This is a genomic window from Bradyrhizobium sp. MI1.11, assembly GCF_055811255.1.
Genome location: NZ_JBVVPM010000004.1, coordinates 1 through 17798 on the forward strand (window position 1 = coordinate 1; position 17798 = coordinate 17798).

General features: G+C 65.3%; 15 protein-coding genes. 7 read left to right on the forward strand and 8 right to left on the reverse strand.

Going from position 1 to position 17798, the window contains the following annotated elements; translation table 11 throughout:
• Nucleotides 1–175 precede the first annotated feature (175 nt).
• The 3 genes from AC0L30_RS05085 to AC0L30_RS05095 form a co-directional block, all read right to left on the reverse strand.
• On the reverse strand, nucleotides 176–2191 hold the full coding sequence (locus AC0L30_RS05085) for an acetyl-CoA carboxylase biotin carboxylase subunit (RefSeq protein ID WP_473403922.1): 2016 nt from the start codon (nucleotides 2189–2191) through the stop codon (nucleotides 176–178).
• A 184-nt stretch (nucleotides 2192–2375) separates the two neighbouring features.
• A complete protein-coding gene (locus tag AC0L30_RS05090; RefSeq protein WP_473403923.1) occupies nucleotides 2376–3458 on the reverse strand; it encodes a zinc-binding metallopeptidase family protein in 1083 nt (360 codons plus the stop codon).
• On the reverse strand, nucleotides 3455–3640 hold the full coding sequence (locus AC0L30_RS05095) for a hypothetical protein (RefSeq protein ID WP_473403924.1): 186 nt from the start codon (nucleotides 3638–3640) through the stop codon (nucleotides 3455–3457). Before AC0L30_RS05095 ends, AC0L30_RS05090 begins: the two co-directional genes overlap by 4 nt.
• 33 nt (nucleotides 3641–3673) lie before the next feature.
• Here AC0L30_RS05095 and AC0L30_RS05100 point away from each other — a divergent pair, with 33 nt between their 5' ends.
• Together AC0L30_RS05100 and AC0L30_RS05105 are read left to right on the forward strand one after the other, a co-directional pair.
• Entirely contained in the window at nucleotides 3674–6151 is a 2478-nt protein-coding gene (locus AC0L30_RS05100; protein ID WP_473403925.1) for a PAS domain-containing hybrid sensor histidine kinase/response regulator, read from the forward strand.
• Nucleotides 6152–6439: 288 nt separating this feature from the next.
• Nucleotides 6440–7690, forward strand: a complete 1251-nt coding sequence (locus tag AC0L30_RS05105) for an arsenic transporter (RefSeq protein WP_473403926.1) — start codon at nucleotides 6440–6442, stop codon at nucleotides 7688–7690.
• Between the two features lie 9 nt (nucleotides 7691–7699).
• On the opposite strand, the gene AC0L30_RS05110 is transcribed toward AC0L30_RS05105, so the two are convergent.
• Nucleotides 7700–9064 carry an MFS transporter gene (locus tag AC0L30_RS05110; RefSeq protein ID WP_354201852.1) on the reverse strand — a complete coding sequence of 455 codons (1365 nt, stop codon included), beginning with the start codon at nucleotides 9062–9064 and terminating at the stop codon, nucleotides 7700–7702.
• Between the two features lie 115 nt (nucleotides 9065–9179).
• The gene (locus tag AC0L30_RS05115; protein WP_219684005.1) at nucleotides 9180–9944 is read right to left on the reverse strand and encodes a GntR family transcriptional regulator; all 765 of its coding nucleotides are present in this window, start codon (nucleotides 9942–9944) and stop codon (nucleotides 9180–9182) included.
• A 182-nt stretch (nucleotides 9945–10126) separates the two neighbouring features.
• On the opposite strand from AC0L30_RS05115, the gene AC0L30_RS05120 reads away from it, so the two are divergent.
• The 3 genes from AC0L30_RS05120 to AC0L30_RS05130 are packed head-to-tail and all read left to right on the forward strand — an operon-like array spanning nucleotide 10127 to nucleotide 13165.
• Nucleotides 10127–11326: a mandelate racemase/muconate lactonizing enzyme family protein gene (locus AC0L30_RS05120; RefSeq protein ID WP_007603145.1), complete on the forward strand. Its 1200-nt coding sequence runs from the start codon at nucleotides 10127–10129 to the stop codon at nucleotides 11324–11326.
• 12 nt (nucleotides 11327–11338) lie between these two features.
• Nucleotides 11339–12106: an SDR family oxidoreductase gene (locus AC0L30_RS05125; RefSeq protein WP_219684007.1), complete on the forward strand. Its 768-nt coding sequence runs from the start codon at nucleotides 11339–11341 to the stop codon at nucleotides 12104–12106.
• A gap of 27 nt (nucleotides 12107–12133) precedes the next feature.
• Nucleotides 12134–13165: an L-idonate 5-dehydrogenase gene (locus tag AC0L30_RS05130; protein ID WP_473403927.1), complete on the forward strand. Its 1032-nt coding sequence runs from the start codon at nucleotides 12134–12136 to the stop codon at nucleotides 13163–13165.
• Nucleotide 13166: 1 nt separating this feature from the next.
• Here the strand turns inward: AC0L30_RS05130 and AC0L30_RS05135 are convergent, their stop codons facing one another.
• Complete coding sequence (locus tag AC0L30_RS05135; RefSeq protein ID WP_473403928.1) at nucleotides 13167–14042, reverse strand: DUF3280 domain-containing protein; 876 nt, start codon at nucleotides 14040–14042, stop codon at nucleotides 13167–13169.
• 193 nt (nucleotides 14043–14235) lie between these two features.
• On the opposite strand from AC0L30_RS05135, the gene AC0L30_RS05140 reads away from it, so the two are divergent.
• Together AC0L30_RS05140 and AC0L30_RS05145 are read left to right on the forward strand one after the other, a co-directional pair.
• Nucleotides 14236–15621, forward strand: coding sequence for a HAMP domain-containing sensor histidine kinase (locus AC0L30_RS05140; protein ID WP_473403929.1), 1386 nt, complete (start codon nucleotides 14236–14238; stop codon nucleotides 15619–15621).
• Nucleotides 15618–16280 (forward strand): response regulator, encoded by a 663-nt coding sequence (locus tag AC0L30_RS05145; protein ID WP_027518509.1) that lies wholly within the window; start codon nucleotides 15618–15620, stop codon nucleotides 16278–16280. The genes AC0L30_RS05140 and AC0L30_RS05145 overlap by 4 nt, the downstream gene beginning before the upstream one ends.
• Before the next feature lie 4 nt (nucleotides 16281–16284).
• On the opposite strand, the gene AC0L30_RS05150 is transcribed toward AC0L30_RS05145, so the two are convergent.
• Together AC0L30_RS05150 and AC0L30_RS05155 are read right to left on the reverse strand one after the other, a co-directional pair.
• Nucleotides 16285–17127, reverse strand: a complete 843-nt coding sequence (locus AC0L30_RS05150) for a hypothetical protein (protein WP_354158504.1) — start codon at nucleotides 17125–17127, stop codon at nucleotides 16285–16287.
• A gap of 177 nt (nucleotides 17128–17304) precedes the next feature.
• Nucleotides 17305–17796 carry an SRPBCC family protein gene (locus AC0L30_RS05155; RefSeq protein ID WP_473404055.1) on the reverse strand — a complete coding sequence of 164 codons (492 nt, stop codon included), beginning with the start codon at nucleotides 17794–17796 and terminating at the stop codon, nucleotides 17305–17307.
• Between the last annotated feature and the right edge of the window lie 2 nt (nucleotides 17797–17798).

Below are 17798 nucleotides of genomic sequence, written 5' to 3' on the forward strand. Positions count from 1 at the left end.
AGGCCGCGGTCTCATGCTCCGCGATCGAAGGTGAGGCTGGATTGCCCCTGCGGTCACGTCGTCATTGCAAGCGCAGCTAAGAAATCCAGAATCTTTCCGCGGCGGCAGTCTGTATTGCTTCGCTGCGCTCGCAATGACGAAGTCAGTGGACCCCTCGCAAGAGTCCCCCCAAACCCTACGCAAACTCCAAAATCAGCGCGTCCACCGCGAGCGTCGCGCCGGCGGTGGCGTGGATCTTCTTCACGGTACCATCCTGCTCGGCGCGCAGCACGTTCTGCATCTTCATGGCTTCGACCACCGCGAGCGTCTCGCCGGCCTTGACCTCCTGCCCTTCGGTCACCGCGATCGAGACCACGAGACCGGGCATTGGACAAAGCAGCTTCTTGCCGGTGTCGGCAGCCGTGGTCACCGGCATCAGCCGCGCCGAGGCTGCTTCCGCTTCGGTCCAGACATAGACCGGCACCTCGACGCCCTGATGCGCGAGGCGGATGCCGTTCGCGATCGGACGCACCTGCACTGCGACCACGTGCCCGTCGATGGTGCCCTGCCAGACCGGATCGCCCGGCTTCCACGGCGATTGCAACAGATGCGCATTGCCGGCCTTGCCGTCGGCATCGAGGAAACGCACCGCGACCGCCTCGCCCTCGCGCGCGATCTCCAGCAGGATCTCCTGACGGTCGAGCCAGACCGCACGGCGACGCTCGCGCTGCACGATGCGGCCGCCCATCTGACCCGAGATCTGCCGCTTGCGCTCGCCGAGCACGTGATCGATGGCGGCGCCGACCGCGGCAAGCCGCCGTGCGACCTCGCCTTCCGGCACGCGCACGGCAAAGCCCTTGGGGAATTCCTCGGCGATGAAGCCGGTGGAGAGCCGGCCTTCGCGCCAGCGCGGATGATGCATCAGCGCCGACAGGAACGGGATGTTGTGACGGATACCGTCCACGTAGAACGAGTCCAGCGCGGTGGCCTGCGCCTCGATCGCGGCCGCGCGCGACGGCGCGTGGGTGACGAGCTTGGCGATCATCGGATCGTAATGGATCGAGATCTCGCCGCCCTCCTGCACGCCGGTGTCGTTGCGCACGGTGATGCCGTCCTGGCTCGCTTCCGCCGGCGGACGGTATTTCACCAGACGACCGATCGAGGGCAGGAAGTTGCGGAACGGGTCCTCGGCGTAGAGACGCGACTCCACTGCCCAGCCCGTCAGCGTGACGTCCTTCTGCGTGATCGCGAGCTTCTCGCCGGCGGCGACGCGGAGCATCTGTTCGACGAGGTCGACGCCGGTGACGAGCTCGGTAACGGGATGCTCGACCTGGAGGCGCGTGTTCATCTCGAGGAAGTAGAAGCTCTTGTCCTGCCCCGCGACGAATTCGACGGTGCCGGCGGAGTCGTAATTCACCGCCTTAGCGAGTGCGACCGCCTGCTCGCCCATCTTGCGGCGGGTGGCTTCGTCGAGCAGCGGCGACGGCGCTTCCTCGATAACCTTCTGGTTGCGGCGCTGGATCGAGCATTCGCGCTCGCCGAGATAGATCACGTTGCCGTGCTTGTCGCCGAGCAGCTGGATCTCGATATGGCGGGGATCGACAATGAACTTCTCGATGAAGACCCGGTCGTCGCCGAACGAGGCCTTGGCCTCGGCCTTGGCGAGGTTGAAGCCCTCGGCGACCTCGGAGGTCGAATGCGCGATGCGCATGCCCTTGCCGCCGCCGCCGGCGGAGGCCTTGATCATCACGGGATAGCCGATCTCGTCGGCGATCTTGACCGCGTGCGTGGCGTCCTCGATGACGCCGAGATAGCCGGGCACGGTCGAGACTTTTGCCTTCGCGGCAGCCCTCTTGGATTCGATCTTGTCGCCCATCGCCGCGATCGCGCCCGGGTTAGGGCCGATGAAGACGATGCCGGCCGCCTCCAGCGCGCGCGGAAACGCCTCGCGCTCGGACAGGAAGCCGTAACCGGGATGCACCGCCTCGGCGCCCGTCTTGCGGCAGGCCTCCACGATCTTCTCGATCACCAGATAACTCTCGGCCGCAGCTGGCGGCCCGATCAGCACGGCCTCGTCGGCCATCTCGACATGGAGAGCGTCGCGGTCGGCCTCAGAATAGACCGCGACCGTCTGAACTCCCATGCGGCGAGCGGTCTTGATGACCCGGCAGGCGATTTCGCCGCGATTGGCGATCAGAATGCGTTTGAACATGCTTTTCTTGAGTCTCGACCTTGGGCGGGACCCTTCCCTGGCCGTTGGAGCCTATGGGATGGGCCGTGTGGCTCCCGTGGTACATCAAAATAGGCCGGAGGCAACGGTCAAAATCCGGCCCCTCTGGCGTACCAGCGCAAGACCGAAGCAAGACCGAAACGGGCTTTGCAGGCTCCCGGACGGCCTACGGCTTCCCGGCCTTGCCCACGTTCCGGACCAGGCCGTGAATGAAGCCGAGCTTGTCGACGACGACCGGCGAGAGGATGAACGGATAGAGGTCGCGCATGCCCATGGCGCGGTTGACGCTGTTCATGGCGAAGGTGAAGGGCAGCCATGCGTTGACGATCGCCTCGACGTCCCTCGCTTCGTAAGGGTTGAAGCGGATGCGCGTCGTCAACTCCCCGTCGCGATCCACCTTGGGCCGCACCTCCATGCCGAACTCGCTAGCCATCTCCAGGGTGTCGACGATGTGAAGATAGTGCGCCCAGGTCTCGGCGAAATCTTCCCACGGATGCGTGGTCGCGTAGGCCGAGACGTAGTTCTGCTGCCAGTCCGGCGGGGCGCCTTCGGCATAGTGGCGCTGCAACGCCTGGCCGTAATCGGCGGAATCGTCGCCGAACACGGCGCGGCATTCGTCCAGCTCGCCGCCGTTGCGCACCAGCACGTCCCAGAAATAGTGCCCGACCTCGTGGCGGAAATGCCCGAGCAGCGTCCGGTAGGGCTCGCCCATCTCCAGCCTGCGCCGCTCGCGCTCGATGTCGTCGGCCTCGGTCAGCGCGATCGTGATCAGGCCGTTGTCGTGGCCGGTCAGGACCTTCTGCCCGCTCTGCGCATCGTCGGCGAGGAAATTGAAGATCAGGCCATGTTCGGGATTGTCCTGCCGGGTCTGGAGCGGCAGCTTCCAGCGGATCAGGGAATAGAACAGCCGGTGCTTCGCCATCTCCAGCTCACGCCAGCCGGCGAGTTGCGCCGGATCCGACAGGTCCGGCACGACGCCGTTATGGCGGCAGGCGCGGCAATAGCCGGTGGTATCACCTGCATCCGTCAGCCAGTTGCACGAATCGTGCTCGGCATTGCTGCACAGCATGCGACTTTCGCCCTTGGTCGCCAGCGTCCGCCAAGCCCCATCTTGAGCCTCTCCGTCGGGCTCGATCGCCGACATCGTCTCCTTCTCCGGCAGGAACGCGACCCGATGGCCGCAGCGTTCGCAGGCGCGGTTCTCGAAATAGAGGACGTTGCCGCAGGCCTGGCAGACAAAAAGCTTCAAGATTTAGCCTCTTCGGAAAGGGAGCTTTTGGCAATGAAAGTTGTGGCGCCCCGGAGATACGCGCCCGGAGGGCTCATCGTTCCAAGGTTCGGAACAAATAGCCAGACTTGGCGTTCGTTGATGCCCACCATACTGCATTCGGCGACGCCTTTCTTTCCATATTCCTTTTGAGCAATGGCCATCACGCGTCGTCTGTGTGAATATCGGTCGGCCACGTGCGCTCCCGCATCACAACGGCCAACGCCTTGAACGATCCTTTGCCCGAGACCATCGCCGCCGAAAGGCTGCGCCAGCACCTGGAAGATGTCGCGCGCGAGCGTGACAACGCCTATCGCGCGCTCCAGGAACGCGAAGCCGAGCTTGCGCGCATCCAGCGCATCGGCAAGGTCGGCGGTCTCGAAGTCGACTTCCGCGAAGGCTTCAAGAACCGCCGTTCGCCGGAATATCTGATGCTTCACGGCCTGCCGCCGGAAGCTGCCGGCGAGTCGCACGAGGATTGGATCAATCGCGTTCATCCCGACGACCGCGACGCTACGGTGAAGCACTTCATCGATGCGCTGTCCGGCACGAGCGAGGACTACACCGCCGAATACCGCATCATCCGTCCCAGCGACGGCGAGACCCGCTGGATCCGAGTCGTCGCCAAGATCGAGCGCGATCGTGACGGCCGTGCCCTCCGCCTCGTGGGCGCCCATATCGACGTCACCGACCAGATGCTGGTGCGCGAGACCCTGCGCGAGAGCGAGGAGCGCTTCCGGCTGATCGCCGACAGCGCGCCGGTGCCGATCTGGGTCACCAAGCTCGACCGCACACGGTCCTTCGCCAACCAGGCCTATGTCGATTTCGTCGGCCTGCCCTACGACCAGGCCATCTCTTTCGACTGGCGCAAGGTGCTGCATCCGGACGACCTGCCGCATGTGCTGCAGCAATCCGTCCAGGGTGAAGCATCGCTCAAACCGTTCGTGCTGGAAGCCCGCTACAAGAATTCCGCCGGCGAGTGGCGCTGGCTGCGTTCGGAATCGCAGCCGCGCTGGGACCCGACCGGCAGGCATATCGGCTTCATCGGCGTTGCCCACGACATCACGGTGGCCAAGCAAGCCGAGATCGAGCTCCGGCAGCTCAATGAGACGCTGGAAGAACGCATCGTCGAGCGCACCGCCGAGCTCGAATCCAACGAGGCGCGGCTGCGCGCGATCCTGGAAACCAGCAACCAATATCAGGGCCTCGTCAATCTCAGGGGCGAGCTGCTTTACGCCAACACGACCGTGCTCGACGCCATCAAAGCGAGCCCTGCGGACGTGATCGGAAAGCCGTTGTGGCAGACGCCCTGGTTCAGCACGACGGAGGGCATGAGCGCACTGGTGCGCGAGGCCTTCGACACCGTGCTCAAGGGCGAAGCCGTGCGGCTGGAGATGCGCCTGCGCCTTCCCATCGGCGAGCGCGATTTCGAGTTCGGCATGCGCCCGGTGCTCGACCGCCACGGCAACATCACCGGCGCGGTGCCCGAGGCTGTCGACATCACCGAGCGCCGCCGCGGTGAGGAAGCGTTGCGGCAATCGCAGAAGATGGAGGCAATCGGCCAGCTCACCGGCGGCGTCGCGCATGACTTCAACAATCTGCTCACCATCATCCGCTCGGCGACCGATTTCCTGCGCCGCCGCGAGCTGCCGGAGGAGCGCCGCCGCCGCTATGTCGATGCCATCTCCGACACCGTCGAGCGTGCCTCCAAGCTGACGGCCCAGCTGCTGGCGTTTGCACGCCGGCAGCCGCTCAAACCGCAGATCTTCAACGTCGGCAGCCAGGTTGAAGGCGTCGCGCAGCTGGTCCGGCCGCTGGTGGGTGCCCGCATTGAGATCGCGGTGGAGGTTCATGATGGCGACTGCTTCACGATCGCCGATATCGCACAATTCGAGACCGCGCTGATCAACCTCGCCATCAACGCCCGCGACGCCATGGACGGCGAAGGCCGCCTCACGATCGCAGTCCGGAAAGTTCAGGGCATCCCCAACCTGCGGGCGCAACCGGCGCGCGGCGGCGACTATGTCGCGATCTCGGTCGCCGACACCGGCAGCGGTATCGCGCCCGAAAACATGGAAGCCATCTTTGAGCCGTTCTTCACCACCAAGGAGGTCGGCAAGGGCACCGGCCTCGGCCTGAGCCAGGCCTTCGGCTTCGCAAAGCAGTCCGAGGGCGACATCGCCGTGACGAGCAAGCATGGTGAAGGCGCGACCTTCACCATCTATCTGCCGCGGGCGCAAAGCCCCGCGACGGATCAGGAAGCCGCGGCGCTGACCTATGAGGCCGCGTCCACCGGGCGCGGCTATCGCGTGCTCGTAGTGGAAGACGACGACGAGGTCGGCCGGTTCTCCACGGAGCTGCTGGAAGACCTCGGTTATGTCGTCCGCCGCGCCGCCAACGCCAATGCGGCGCTCGCCATCCTCGGCGAGAACGAGTTCGCCGTCGACCTCGTCTTCTCCGACGTCATCATGCCCGGCATGAACGGCGTCGAGCTCGCCGGCATCATCCGCGAACGCTATCCGGGCCTGCCCGTCGTGCTCACCTCTGGTTACAGCAACGTTCTCGCCGAGAACGCCGATCGCGGTTTCGAGCTGATCCAGAAGCCGTATTCGGTCGAAGCGCTGTCGCGCATCTTGCGCAAGGCGATCACGGCAAAGCTGTCGATGGCGCGGTGAGAGTGAACATCGCGAGACGCCTCCACAGATTCCGTCATTGCGAGGAGCTCTTGCGACGAAGCAATCCGGAACTCGCTCCGCGGAGACGGTCTGGATTGCTTCGCTCCGCTCGCAACGACGGCGCTATCGCGGCGCCCTAACCCCACAGGCTTTGAGCAATATTGTGGACTGAAGCTCGGGCCGAGACGCGGCAAATCGCAGATAGCCGTCCGCGCCCGCGGGGGAAGACATCGGCATCGGCTTCCGCTATCGCTCCCGAATGAAGCCTTCCCACTTCGAGGACTGACCGTGCCGTCTGACGCCATCCTGGCCTGGAGCATCATCGTCGCCGCGACCGCGGGCGTCATCATCCGGCCCTTTCGCCTGCCGGAGGCGATCTGGGCCGTCATCGGCGCCGGCGCGCTGGTGCTGCTCGGCCTGCTGCCGTGGCAGGATGCGCTGACCGGCATCGAGAAAGGCGTCGATGTCTATCTCTTCCTGATCGGCATGATGCTGATCGCCGAGCTGGCGCGGCTCGAGGGCCTGTTCGACTATCTCGCGGCGCTCGCCGTGGAATATGCCGGCGGCTCGCCGCAGCGGCTGTTCCTGCTGATCTACATCGTCGGCACGCTCGTCACCGTCCTGCTCTCGAACGACGCCACCGCGATCGTGCTGACGCCCGCCGTCTATGCCGCGACGCGCGCAGCCGGCGCCAAGCCGCTGCCTTATCTCTTCGTCTGCGCCTTCATCGCCAACGCAGCAAGCTTCGTGCTGCCGATCTCCAACCCGGCCAATCTCGTCGTGTTCGGGGCCCACATGCCCGCGCTCACCGAATGGCTGCGCCTGTTCGCCCTGCCCTCGGCGGCCTCGATCCTGCTGACCTATGTCGTGCTGCGCCTGACCCAGCACCGCGCCCTGAAGGAAGAGACGATCGCGCGCAGCGTGCCGCATCCAAAACTCGGCCGCGGCGGCAAGCTGACGGCCATCGGCATCGTGGCGATCGGAATCGTGCTGGTCACGGCCTCCGCGCTGGACAAGCAATTGGGCCTGCCGACCTTCGTCTGCGGCGTGGTGACGGCCGCAATCGTGCTGCTGGTCAGCCGGCAATCGCCGGTACCTGTGCTGGGCGGCGTCTCCTGGAGCGTGCTGCCGCTGGTCGGCGGGCTGTTCGTGATGGTGGAAGCGCTGATCAAGACCGGCGTGATCGGGCAACTCAGCGCGCTGCTGCATGAAGCCGTCGGGCAATCCGTGACGAAGGCGGCCTGGAGCGTCGGCATCGCCACCGCAGTCGCCGACAACATCGCCAACAATCTTCCCGTCGGCCTCGTTGCGGGCTCGGTCGCCGCCAGCGATCATTTACCCGCGCCGGTCGTCAGCGCCATCCTGATCGGCGTCGATCTCGGGCCCAATCTGTCGGTGACCGGTTCGCTCGCGACCATCCTGTGGCTGGTGGCGCTGCGACGGGAGAAGATCGAGGTCGGCGCCTGGCCGTTCCTCAAGCTCGGACTGCTGGTGACGCCACCGGCCCTGATCGCGGCCTTGGCGGCCGCGATCAGGTAGCTTGCGAGATCAATCGTTCTCGTAGCCGTAGACTTCCGGCAGGATGAAGATCGCGGCGAGCAATCCGATCAGCGGGAAGATCGCGACCATCAGCGTGGCATTCGCCTGCCCGATTGCAGCGAACACCGTCGGGAACAGGAAGATCGCGAGGAACGACGGCAACTTCACGAACATGTAGGCGAAGCCGCTGGCGGTGCCGCGGTATTTCGGCTTGGCGACCATGGTCGGGATCGTCATGCAGTTCGACGCGTCCCAATAATGGCCCCACAGCATGGCGGCAGCCGCGAACGGCAGCAGGATCTTGTTGTCGGTGTAGAGCGCGAAGGCGGCAACCAGCAGGGAGGCCAGCACGATCGAGAAGCCCGCAATGGAGATGCCGCGATGGCCGATCTTCGGCGTCAGCAGCGGACCGACCCAGCCGGACAGCGCAGCGAACGAGAACAGCGCCATCGTCACCAGATTGATGCCGAGCACGCTCGACACGCCGACCATCACAAAGAGCACCGGCAGGTAGAACGCGAAGGTCGAGAACTCGCTGGCCTGCGCGAAGCAGGCGATCCAGCCGTAGATCGTGGCGCGCCAGCGGATCGGATCCTTCTTAAGGTCGGCGAGGAACGCGCGGGTGGAGACCTTGGGCACCTCCACGTCATGGTCCGGCAGCATGGCGAGATCGTCGTTGAACATCTCGCGCGCGACCTGCTTGGCCTCGCGGTAGCGTCCCTTCTGCACCAGCCACACCGCCGTCTCAGGCACGTCGTGGCGCATCACCAGGATGATCAGCGCCGGCAGCGCGCCGAGGCCGAGCGTCACCCGCCACAGCATCTCGTGCTGCATGTCGATCAGCAGGAAGATCACGATGACGCCGATGGTGAGGACTTCACCGACCGCGAACATGAACTGCCAGCGGTTGCCCATGACCTCGCGCTCGCCCTTGGCCATGGATTCCATGATGTAGGTGTAGCCGGTCGAAATATCCGAGCCGAGCGGAACGCCGAGCAGGAAGCGGATCACGACGAGCCAGCCGACGCTGGGCACGAAGGCCTGCGCCAGCGCCAGCACGATGAACATCACCATCGTCACCAGGAACATGACGCGGCGGCCGATCTTGTCGGAGAGCCAGCCGCCGAGCAGTGCGCCGATCATGGCGCCGCCTTGCGTACCGGCGGCGGCCAGGCCCAGCATCAGCGGATCGGGATTGTACTGCTCCTTGATGAAGATCAGCACGAAGGCGATCGAATAGAGATCCCAGGCTTCGACCAGGATCGAGGCCATCATCAGCCAGCCGACCTTGTTGCCCTTGGGACTGTAGTTCGTGATGAGGTAGCGGACCGCGGCTTCGCTCGCGGTCGGTTGTGGCATCGCCATCGTCGACATCTTTGGTCCTCTCTTCAAAACTTTCTAAAGCGCGATGAGATCAGGATCGTCATCGCGTTTTGGCCTAATTGTTTGAGCATGATCTCTTCGGAAAGCCGCTGCACACTTTTCCGGATCATGTGCCAAGCAGCGGCTCGATGCTGCAATCGAGCAGGCGCGGGTCGATCCCGACCTCCATGCCGGTGAACATCTCGCCCATGTAGTCGATCAGTGCATCGCTCGCCTTCACTGCGTCCTCGACGCGGCGGCTGGCGACCGCGGCGAGAATGGCGAGGTGATGATCGATCGTGCCTGACAGCTCGGCCTGTCCCGGCATGAACCGGTGGTGGATGTAGCCGATGCGCCGGTACAGCGTGTGCAACGGCCGCAGCGTGTGCACCAGAAAGGGCTCGCCTGCCGCCTCCAGCACCAGCGCGTCGATGCGGCGGTCGATATGATTGAACTCGTCGAGGGTCAGACTGGCGCGGCGTTCGCGCAAAAGACGCTCGATGTGCAGCGCCTGATTGCGGTGCGAGAGGCTGGCGCGATCGGCCGCGAGCCGGATCACGAAGCGCTCCATGTCGCGGCGCAAGGCCAGCAGCATGCGCTCGCGTGCCAGATCGATCGGCGCAATGCGCAGACCGTGGCGCGGACGGATGATGATCAACGTATCGGCGGAGAGACGATTGACGGCGTGATGTACCGGCGTACGGCCGAAGCCGGTGATGTGCTGCAATTCCAGCATCGTCATGAACTGGCCGGGCTTGAGCTCGCAATGGACGAGCAGCTCTTCGATCCTCTGATAGGCCAGCTCGAAGAAGTTGAGACGGTTGCGCCGGGAGGGCTTGCCCTCACCGTCGTCATTCCTCACCACCTCGAGCGCGCGCTTGCGCGTTGCCATGTCGTCTCTCCCCTCAGCCCGCCGCCGTCGTTGCAGGGTGGCGCCTTGTTGGTGATATCCCTAAAACATGTTGTGATATATTACAAGCGGGCGTAAGACTCCGCCCGTGCCCGCACCATGCTGCGGTGCAGAATGACAAACAAGATGGCGCTGCGCGCGCCTGCGATGGGAGGAGTATTGCCGTGAAGATCACGTCGATCGAGACGCTGCGCACCGAAGAATTCTCCAACGTCATCTGGGTGCGCGTCCACACCGACACGGGCATGATCGGTCTCGGTGAAACCTTCTATGGCGCCGGCGCAGTCGAGGCCCAGATCCACGACACCTTTGCCGGCCGCCTGCTCGGCCGCAATCCGCTGCACATCGAAGCGATCCACCGCGACATGCTGAACCTGCCGATGGCGCAGTCGTCCACCGGCGTCGAATATCGCGCGGCTTCGGCGATCGACATCGCGCTATGGGACCTGTTCGGCAAGGTCTGCAATCAGCCGGTGCACCAGATGCTCGGCGGCCTCTGCCGCGACAAGCAGCGCATCTACAACACCTGCGCCGGCACCCAATATGTCCGCTCCACCAATATCAGCCCGGTCGCGAATTGGAATCTCGGTGGCTCCAAGGGCCCCTACGAAGACCTGGACGGCTTCATGAACAACGCCGATGCGCTCGCCGAAAACCTGCTGGAAAGCGGCATCTCGGCGATGAAGATCTGGCCGTTCGATCCGGCGGCACAGGAGAACAAGGGTCTCTACATCTCCGCCGCGCAGATGAAGCAGGCGATCGAGCCGTTCGAGAAGATCCGAAAAGCGGTCGGCGACAAGATGGAGATCATGGTCGAGCTTCATTCGCTCTGGAACCTGCCGACCGCGAAACAGATCGCGCGCGCGCTCGAGCCCTACAAGCCGACCTGGTACGAAGACCCGATCCGGATGAACTCGCCGCAGGCCCTGGCCGAATACGCCCGCTGCACCGACGTCTGGGTCTGCGCCAGCGAGACGCTGGGCTCGCGCTTCCCCTACAAGGACATGCTCGACCGCGACGCCATGCATGTGGTGATGGCGGATCTGTGCTGGACCGGCGGCCTCACCGAGGGCCGCAAGATCGCGGCGATGGCCGAGACCTATCATCGGCCCTTCGCACCGCACGACTGCATTGGCCCGATCGGCTTCATCGCCGCCATCCACATGTCGTTCAGCCAGCCCAACACGCTGATCCAGGAATCGGTGCGCGCATTCTACAAGGGCTGGTACAATGAGCTCGTCACCACCATGCCCACGATCAAGGATGGTTTCGTCTATCCGATGGAAGGCCCCGGCCTCGGCGTCGACCTTCTGCCCGCCGTATTCGACCGCTCCGATTTGACCGTGCGCCGTTCCAACGTCTGAGGATATTCTGAGATGAGCACCGCCCTCTTCGACCTTTCCGGCCGCACCGCGCTCGTGACCGGCTCCTCCCGCGGCCTCGGCCGCGCCATTGCCGAGGGCATGGCCAAGGCCGGCGCCAGGATCATCGTCAACGGCGTCGATCCCAAGCGCGTCGAGCAGGCCGTCGCCGAGTTTCGCGCCGCCGGCTACCTCGCGGAAGGCGCCGCGTTCAACGTCACCGACGAGCCCGCGATCGTCGCCGCCTTCAACGACTTCGACAACAAGGGCATCGCGGTCGACATCCTCGTCAACAATGCCGGCATCCAGCACCGCAAGCCGCTGGTGGAGTTCACCACCGACGAGTGGCGCAAGGTGATCGAGACCAACCTCACCAGCGCCTTCGTGATCGGCCGCGAGGCGGCCAAGCGCATGATCCCGCGCAAGCACGGCAAGATCATCAATATCGGCTCGCTCGGCAGCGAGCTCGCGCGTCCCACGATTGCCCCCTACACCGCCGCCAAGGGCGGCATCAAGAACCTGACCCGCTCGATGGCGGTGGAATGGGCCCAGCACGGCATCCAGGCCAACGCGATCGGCCCCGGCTACATGCTGACCGACATGAACGAGGCGCTGGTCAACAACACCGACTTCAACAACTGGCTGATGGGCCGCGTTCCCTCCAAGCGCTGGGGCCGACCTGACGAGCTGGTGGGCGCCGCGATCTTCCTGGCGTCGGATGCTTCGACCTATGTCAACGGCCAGATCATCTATGTCGATGGCGGCATGATCGCTGCGATGTGAGCCGCGAAACGCTGAAGGGAGCCAACCATGCGCGCCGTCGTGATCCACGCACCGAAAGATCTGCGGATCGATCTCTATCCGGATGCAGCGCCCGGTCCGGGTGAAGTCCGCGTCAAGATCGCGAACGGCGGCATCTGCGGGTCCGATCTGCACTACTATCATCACGGCGGCTTCGGCGTCGTGCGCATCCAGCAGCCGATGGCGCTCGGGCACGAGATCGCGGGCGTCGTCGCAGCCGTCGGTGACGGCGTCACGAACGTGAAGCCGGGCACCCGCGTCGCGGTCAATCCGAGCAAGCCGTGCGGCCAGTGCCTGCATTGCCAGGAAGGCATGCGCAACCAGTGCCTCGACATGCGCTTCCTCGGCAGCGCGATGCACTTTCCCCATGTGCAGGGCGGGTTTCGCGAATTCATCACGGTCGATGCGGCGCAGGCCGTTCCGATCGCCGACAAGCTGTCGCTGGCGGAAGCCGCGGTCGCCGAGCCACTCGCGGTGTGCCTGCATGCCGGCAAGCAGGCCGGGCCCCTGCTCGGCAAGCGCGTGCTGATCACCGGCTGCGGCCCGATCGGTGCGCTGATGATTTTGGTGTCGCGCTTCGGCGGCGCGGCCGAGATCGTGGTCACCGATGTCGCGGAGGCGCCGCTTGCGGTCGCCAGGAAGCTCGGCGCCACTCACGCCATCAACGTCGCGGCCGATGCCGCCGCGCTCGATCCCTGGCGCGCCGGCAAGGGCGTGTTCGACACGCTGTTCGAAGCCTCCGGCAATCAGGCCGCGCTCCGGACCGCGCTCGATGTGCTCAGGCCCGGCGCCACGCTCGTGCAGCTCGGGCTCGGCGGCGAGATGACGCTGCCGATCAACTCCATCGTCGCCAAGGAATTGCAGCTCCGCGGCACCTTCCGCTTCGATCCCGAATTCGAGCTGGCGGTGCGGCTGATGGGCGAAGGTCTGATCGACGTCAAGCCGCTGATCACGGCAACCATGCCGTTCGAGAACGCGGTCGCGGCGTTCGAGCTCGCCAGCGACCGCTCGCAGTCGATGAAGGTGCAGCTGACGTTCTGAGCTAGTGGCTCTCGATCAACCGGTCGCTGACCAGCCGCACCGCGCCCCGCTTCCACGAATAGTCCGCGCCCAGGCGCAGGCCGCTGTCGCCGCGTGCCAGCACGGCGCCGGTTCTGGCGTCGCGCACCTGGAAGCCCAGCGTGTATTCGGTGCGGCTGACCCGCCGCACCACACCAATGAGAGACTGATCCGCACCGAGCCCTTGCGCAATGGCAGCCTCACAGCCGCCGCAGTCGCGTAGAGCGCGCGCCTTCACCGCCTCCTCGTTGGCCCTGCCGACATCGACGACGCGGTAGCGGCCGGATCGGCCGAGGGCGCCGCGGACGCTGCCGGTCACGTCGGCCAGATAGGATGCATCAGCGGCCGCGAGGCCGGCGGCCGGCGCCGCGGTGTTGTCGTCAAGCTCGAATTCGAACACGGCCATCGCAATCGGCGCAGGCGTGGCGAGTGCGGCCATGATCTCGCGGGATACGAACATCTCGGCGCGCTCCCATGATTCATCATTGTCGCCGCGGAAGGTGTAGAGCTTGTCCATCACGACCTTTTTGGCGCCGACGTCGATCACGGCGACCTTGGCCCATTGCACCAGCGTGCTCGTCTTCTGGATGCCGCCGATCACCTTGAACGCGGCGCCGTCCTGGGCCGAGGGCACCAGCCGGTAGCGCCGGTCTCCGCCGATGTCTTGCCGGAGCGCGGCCATGAAGGCCGCCAGCCGTCGCTCGTGGGCGGCGGTCTGGTTGGCGGGTTCAGCCGACGTATCGGTATAACTGAAATCGTCCATGGCGACGCCGATGGCGGTCTCGGCGCCCGCGAGCGCATAAGACGCCGGGAGGACGACGAGGAGACAGGCTGAGAGGATCAACCGGCGCAGGTGCATACAAGGGCCTCGTGTGTGACGGAGCGGCGCGCCAATTTGGACGGCGCAATCAGGCCATGCAGCGGCGCCGGTCCCGGCGATGACCGGGAAAATTTCACGACGGTGCAGCGCACTGGCGCCTGGCGGCTTTCCGCCGGATGCGTTCTGCCGTTTAATGCGGTCGCGACAACCCGTTCGCACCAGGTGCCCGCCGATGTGGAACCGCCCGAGGTTCGATCTCAAAGTCCGTCTGACGTTGCGCGTGGCCGCGATATCGGCCGCCTGCTTCGCCGCCATCTCCGCCTATTTCCTGATTACGGCCGACCGCGCGGCGCATGCGCGCCTCGACGACATCGCCGCCATCGTGGCCAAGACGCTGGAGCTGCAGCAGGGCAAGATCCAGTGGGTCGCGAGCCCGCGCTCGGACTTTCCCAACCTCGACCCCGTTTCGGCTTATGTGATGACGCCCGGCCTGTGCCTGGCGTTCCGCGGCACGAGCGGCGACATCCTCCAGCGTTTCTGCAGCGGCGCGCCCGCCCCGGCAAACCCGCCGCCGCAAGCCTTCACGGCCTTCTATCGCAGCCTGTTCGACCCCGGCCGCGAAGCCGCACGGCCTGTGATCGTGCGCGGAGCGAAGCTCGGCGACGCCGTCGTCTCGGTCGAGCCGGCCGTGCAGACGGCGGAGGCCTGGCACGAGGCCGGCCGCCTGATGCTGGCGCTCGCGATCGCGCTGCCGCTGCTCTGCGCGCTGGTCTACGCCGCATTGGCACGCGCGCTGCGCCCCACCCGCATGATCCGCACCGGCCTCGAGCGGATTGCCGCCAACGACCTCACCACGCGGTTGCCGCCGTTCGACCTTGCCGAACTCTCCGCGATCCGCGACGGCTTCAACCATCTCGCCGAAAGCCTCGAGACCGCGCTTGCCGAACGCAGCGAGCTGACGCGGAAGCTGATCGCGCTCCAGGACGAAGAGCGCCGCCATCTCGCGCGCGAGTTGCATGACGAGTTCGGCCAGTCGCTCGCGGCCATCCGCGCGCTCGCCTCCTCCGCTCGGCAGACCGCCGCGCAGGACTGCCCTTCCCTGCTTGGCGAATGCGACGGCATCGCGCGGACCGCAACCGGCATGATGGAGACGTTGCGCGGCACGCTGTTCCGGCTGCGGCCGCCCGATGTCGAGGAACTCGGGCTCGTCGCCAGCCTCGAAGGCCTCGTCGCGGGCTGGAACGGACGCAGCCGCGGCGAGACGCGCTTCTCGATCCGGTTCGACGGCGCATTCGAGACCCTGCCGGCCACGATCAGCGCCAGCCTCTACCGGATCGTGCAGGAGGCGCTTACCAATGCCGCCAAGCATGCCGTCGCCACGCGGGTCAGCCTGGAATTGACGATGGGGGCCAGCGAAATCGCGCTGGGGATCGACGATGACGGACGCGCGAGCGATCCCGTCGCGAAATCCGGAATGGGCCTGCTCGGCATGCGCGAGCGCGTCGCAGCCTTGCGCGGCCAATTGAGCTTCGAGGCCGCGCCGAACGGCGGCTCCGCACTGCGCGTGGTCATTCCGCTCGCAGCCGCCGATCGGCCGCCGCTGGAGCATGCCGCATGAGCGCGGCCGATGCGACCATTCTGCTGGTCGACGACCATTCCGTCGTCCGCGAAGGCTATCGTTCCGTGCTCCAGAAGCAGCCGGGACTTCGCGTCATCGCCGAAGCCGCCGACGGCGCGGAGGCCTATCGTCTCTACAAATCGGAGGCGCCCGACCTCGTCATCATGGATCTGAGCATGCCTGGCATCGGTGGCATCGAGGCGGTCAGGCGGATCAGGCAGTGGGACAAGGGCGCGAGGATCCTCGTCTTCACCATGCACGAAAACGCCGGCTTTGCCGTGCAGGCGATCCGGGCCGGCGCCAGGGGCTATGTCACCAAGACCAGTCCGCCGGAGACCCTGGTGCGCGCCGTGATGGACGTGCTCGCCGGCAAGATCGCGATCAGCCCCGACATCGACCATGAGCTCGCGCTGAGCCGACTCGCCGGGGAAAGCTCTGCCGCCGACGTCCTCACGCCGCGCGAGTTCGAGGTGCTGCGGCTCCTGCTCGCCGAGAACACGACGGAGGAGATCGCCGAGACGCTCCATGTCAGCCCGAAGACGGTGGCGAACCTGCATTCCCTGATCAAGGACAAGCTCGGCGTCGGCTCCGACATCGAGCTGGTCAGGCTGGCGCTGCGCCAGGGCATCTTGACGGAGGTCGATCTCGGCGAGGCCTGATCGCTCAAGCCAGATAGCGCGTGAGATAGCCTTCCATGGCGTAGAGCGCACAGAGCGCGAGGCTCGACCACACCGCGGCCGTGAAATACAGGAACATCCAGGTCAGCTCGCCCTTCCAGTGCGCGATGTCGTGGGTCACGACCCAGCGCGTCGAGACGTCATGCAGGCCTTCGAGGAAGCCGAGCAACCTGTTGCCCTCTTCGTGCCCTGCCCGCCAGCGGCTGAGATACATCGGCACGTCGACGGTGACGAGGAAGACCAGGAAGCAGGCGATGCCGATGATGCCGGCAATCAGCGCCCACCGCACCGGTCCCTGGAATTCCGGCATCAGTCGGCACAGCGCGATGCCCGCGAGGAAGAATGTCACCGCCCACAGCGAGTTCTCGATCGCGTTGAAGAGGAAGTTGGTCGTCACCACCGCATACCAGGAGAAGCACTCCGCGATGATGATGATGGGCACAATCACCCACGCGATGTTCACGACCGTCTCCGCGCCCGTCATGGTCCCGAGTTGATGCAGGATGACCGCCCATTGCGCGGCGAAGCACAGTTCGGCCACGGTCGCGACCGTGCGGCCGACGAAGACGCTGGAGAGCCAGGTGTCGAACAGACAGATCCGCTGCACGTCGGCGCGCGGCAGGAACGAGCGGAACGCACAGCCGAAGACATAGCCGGCGCAGAGCAGGAACATCAGCCCGATGTCGGAGCCGCCACTGAGGCTGCCGGCGGGCGTCGGGTAGAACTCGCGGTACAGCATGAACCAGACGAGAATGTTGGCAGCACTGACCAGCGTCAGGGACCCCCACCACCATGCGAGGGGATTTGTCCGCGCCTGCCACTGCAACATGAATCGCTCCGCTGTAGTCAAATTTGACATCCAAGGTAGCAATTCTGTCATAAATCCGTCGTTCCAAGCGACAAAAACTTCGTTATCGCGCTGTCATAATTGACCTGCGCGCTGTCATATTCGTCGTTGCGGCGATATTCCGGAGGCCCTCGTCGAGCCTCCGGACGAGCGTTGGCGCTACCTCTTCATTCCGCCCACATAGGCCGCGAGCTTGTCGAGCGTCTGGTAGCCGTATTCGACGGCACCGAAGCTGATCATACCGTCGCGCTGCACCGTGCTCGACGCCAGCTGCCGCATCATCAGAACCGTCTTGCCATTGCTCTGTTCGGCGAAAGTGATGGTGAAACGGAACAGGCCGGGATCGTCGTCCTGGTCGGCGCCATGGTCGATCTCCATCAGCGACGGCCGTTCGATGCGGCGGAAGCGCATACGGTTCGGGTAGACCGTGCCGTCCGGGCCGATCATGTTGAAGCGCCAGACGCCGCCAACCCGCACGTCGATCTCGAAGGTCTCGAGCTTGAAATCCTTCGGCCCGAACCATTGCGGCAAATGCTTGGGGTCAGACCAGGCCTCGAACACCAGATCGCGCGGCGCGTCGATCACGCGCGACATCACGATCTCGCGGTCGAGCGACCATTGCGACAGGGCGGGATTGGCAGAATTCGTCATCA

What these genes read in the sequence shown, in the direction of transcription:
- AC0L30_RS05085 (WP_473403922.1), bottom strand. Translation starts at nt 2,191, where the DNA reads ATGTTCAAACGCATTCTGATCGCCAATCGCGGCGAAATCGCCTGCCGG.
- AC0L30_RS05145 (WP_027518509.1), top strand. Translation starts at nt 15,618, where the DNA reads ATGAGCGCGGCCGATGCGACCATTCTGCTGGTCGACGACCATTCCGTC.
- AC0L30_RS05110 (WP_354201852.1), bottom strand. Translation starts at nt 9,064, where the DNA reads ATGTCGACGATGGCGATGCCACAACCGACCGCGAGCGAAGCCGCGGTC.
- AC0L30_RS05155 (WP_473404055.1), bottom strand. Translation starts at nt 17,796, where the DNA reads ATGACGAATTCTGCCAATCCCGCCCTGTCGCAATGGTCGCTCGACCGC.
- AC0L30_RS05125 (WP_219684007.1), top strand. Translation starts at nt 11,339, where the DNA reads ATGAGCACCGCCCTCTTCGACCTTTCCGGCCGCACCGCGCTCGTGACC.
- AC0L30_RS05140 (WP_473403929.1), top strand. Translation starts at nt 14,236, where the DNA reads ATGTGGAACCGCCCGAGGTTCGATCTCAAAGTCCGTCTGACGTTGCGC.
- AC0L30_RS05130 (WP_473403927.1), top strand. Translation starts at nt 12,134, where the DNA reads ATGCGCGCCGTCGTGATCCACGCACCGAAAGATCTGCGGATCGATCTC.
- AC0L30_RS05150 (WP_354158504.1), bottom strand. Translation starts at nt 17,127, where the DNA reads ATGTTGCAGTGGCAGGCGCGGACAAATCCCCTCGCATGGTGGTGGGGG.
- AC0L30_RS05115 (WP_219684005.1), bottom strand. Translation starts at nt 9,944, where the DNA reads ATGGCAACGCGCAAGCGCGCGCTCGAGGTGGTGAGGAATGACGACGGT.
- AC0L30_RS05095 (WP_473403924.1), bottom strand. Translation starts at nt 3,640, where the DNA reads ATGGCCATTGCTCAAAAGGAATATGGAAAGAAAGGCGTCGCCGAATGC.
- AC0L30_RS05135 (WP_473403928.1), bottom strand. Translation starts at nt 14,042, where the DNA reads ATGCACCTGCGCCGGTTGATCCTCTCAGCCTGTCTCCTCGTCGTCCTC.